The sequence below is a fragment of the Desulfovulcanus sp. genome (assembly GCF_982781345.1).
Map to the genome: position 1 here is coordinate 1 of NZ_CEYAEZ010000162.1, position 1,366 is coordinate 1,366.

Below are 1,366 nucleotides of genomic sequence, written 5' to 3' on the forward strand. Positions count from 1 at the left end.
CTCCCCTCTAAGTCCCATTCTATCTGTTTTCGTGCCTTATCTATCATTCCTGAAGCAACCCTAACAGCAATAAGCTCAGGTGGAGGTCCAATCTGATATACTGTCCCCTTATATGCATCAGAAAGGCAGAATAATATTGTTTCTATTATCTCTTTACAAGCATTTTCCAGGGTATTTCTATCCACATTTATCATAGCTATTCTCACTTATTAATTTTATTTTTAACCTTGCTCACAAGCTCATCTATTATCTCCCCAGCACTCCCATGTAAAAATACATCTGTGATTGAGTCAGTGAGCCATGTCCTCTCCTTATTCACTTCTATCACCTTTGCTCCATTCTGTTTTGCTATACTCGGTATGGTATTGGCAGGGGATACCACAGCAGATGTGCCTATAATTAAAAGCACATCTGCCTTTGATGCCATCTGAAATGAACGAGCCATTGCTTCCTGAGGTATGGGTTCCCCAAAAAATACAATATCAGGTTTAAGTATCTTTCCACACTCGCATTTAGGAGGATATTCTCCCTCTTTCTCCTCCTTCTGATATCCTCTTCCACACCAAAGGCATGTAAGGGTTTTTGATGTCCCGTGGTATTCTATAACATTTGTGGAACCCGCTTCTTGATGGAGATTATCCACATTCTGGGTAATTATTCCATGTAAATACCCCATCCTTTCCAACTCCGCTAAACCTATATGCGCCTTGTTTGGCTTTGCCTTGATAAGAAGCTCATCCATCTCCTTTATCATCTTCCACACCTTTTCTGGATCCTCTTTAAATGCACTTATAGTGGCATACTCTGCAGGGTCATATTTTGTCCATAACCCTCCCTTACTTCTGAAATCTGGAATACCTGACTCTACAGATATGCCCGCTCCTGTTAGTGCAATATTAAATCTTCCTTTTATTATAATATCGGCAGCCTGATTAAGGGGGTCCATGATTTGATCTTATCTTTCAAACAAGATCTTTCTTTCCTGGTTATTATAGGCCTTGAATTTAACGTTAGTCAGGATTTGTTGCTCCCCGAATATATTCTTAAGTATCACACTATCTCCTTCAAACTCCACTACATCCACATCTGTTAATATCTTTTTTTCCACTCCATCTTCTATAATAAATGCATGAGCTTCACACATGAATTATTCCTCCAGCGCCCTTAAAGCATTTTTTAAACTCTCATTACTTCTAATGGCCAGATCTATTACACTTTCAACATGTTTGGCACTCTCCAATTTTCCTGCTCCCCTTAATTCCTTTGCAAACTCTTTGTATTCTTCAATATGGTGGGTATTATGAGATATCCAATGCTCTAATCTGATCTTTGCCTTTTCAACAAAGTCCACTGAAGTACCCCTTTC

The 1,366-nt window shown here is 39.2% G+C and carries 4 protein-coding genes; all 4 read right to left on the reverse strand.

Annotation, left to right across the window (positions count from 1 at the left end; genetic code table 11):
- On the reverse strand, positions 1-194 hold a 194-nt coding region (locus tag AC3WVG_RS11910; protein ID WP_488798335.1), incomplete at its 3' end, for a hypothetical protein.
- A gap of 8 nt (positions 195-202) precedes the next feature.
- Entirely contained in the window at positions 203-946 is a 744-nt protein-coding gene (locus AC3WVG_RS11915; RefSeq protein ID WP_488798336.1) for an SIR2 family NAD-dependent protein deacylase, read from the reverse strand.
- 9 nt (positions 947-955) lie between these two features.
- A complete protein-coding gene (locus tag AC3WVG_RS11920; RefSeq protein ID WP_488798337.1) occupies positions 956-1,144 on the reverse strand; it encodes a CooT family nickel-binding protein in 189 nt (62 codons plus the stop codon).
- A gap of 3 nt (positions 1,145-1,147) precedes the next feature.
- Positions 1,148-1,366 (reverse strand): DUF8180 domain-containing protein (locus AC3WVG_RS11925; protein ID WP_488798338.1); only part of this gene is annotated, 219 nt, incomplete at its 5' end.

Coding starts and splice junctions, on each gene's coding strand:
- AC3WVG_RS11915 (WP_488798336.1), bottom strand. CDS start 946: ATGGACCCCCTTAATCAGGCTGCCGATATTATAATAAAAGGAAGATTT.
- AC3WVG_RS11920 (WP_488798337.1), bottom strand. CDS start 1,144: ATGTGTGAAGCTCATGCATTTATTATAGAAGATGGAGTGGAAAAAAAG.